The 695-nt window shown below is 79.4% G+C and carries 1 pseudogene; it reads right to left on the bottom strand.

Annotated features, from left to right (window positions below):
* Positions 1 to 695: pseudogene (locus tag STRAU_RS37385) on the bottom strand (serine protease); the annotation flags it as partial.

Below are 695 nucleotides of genomic sequence, written 5' to 3'. Positions count from 1 at the left end.
GCGGCGACGCGGCGGGCCGGGCGGGCGTCGTGGGCCCAGCGGTCGACGGCGCGGCAGAGCGCGGACGGCTCGTCCTCGGCGAGCGCGCCGAGCAGTTCGTCGGCGCGCGGGTGCGCGCAGTCGACGAGGGCTTCGGTGAGGTCGTCCACGGCGCGGTGCCGGTGGGTGTGCAGGAGGGCCTGGGCGGCGGAGGCGACGGTGGCCTCGGGGGCGGCGCGCAGCGGACTCTCGTCGGCGAACCAGCGGGTGAGGTGGTGCTGTACGGCGGCGGGGTCGGCGGCGAGCTGCTCCGCGACGGCGTCCAGGCAGCGGCGCCCGGTGCCGGGCGGGCCGTCGTGCACCACGACGGCCCGCAGCAGCTCGAACCGCGCGGCCTCCGGAAGCCGCAGCGCCAGCCAGAAGTCGGGCCCGAACTGCCCCTGGGCGGCGAGCTGTTGGAGCACGTCGGCGTACGGCGTGGCGTCGCGCACGCGGAGCAGTACCTCCCGCAACAGATGCCGCGCCCACCACCAGGCGTCCCCGGCCGCACCCGGCCCGGGCCCGGCGCCCTCGACAGAGCCCTCCGCCCCACCCGGCGGCCCCACGACGCCCGCAGAACCATCCCCCGGCCCCTCGGCCCCCGCCCCGGCTCCGCCCGACCCACCCACCCCGGCCCCGGCTCCAACCCCGACCTCAGCCTCACCCGAGCCGTCCCC

The sequence above is a fragment of the Streptomyces aurantiacus JA 4570 genome (assembly GCF_000414115.1).
Taxonomy (GTDB): Bacteria; Actinomycetota; Actinomycetes; order Streptomycetales; family Streptomycetaceae; genus Streptomyces; species Streptomyces aurantiacus_A.
The sequence above is the reverse complement of the archived record's forward strand: the minus strand, read 5'-3'. Positions and strand labels throughout refer to the sequence as shown.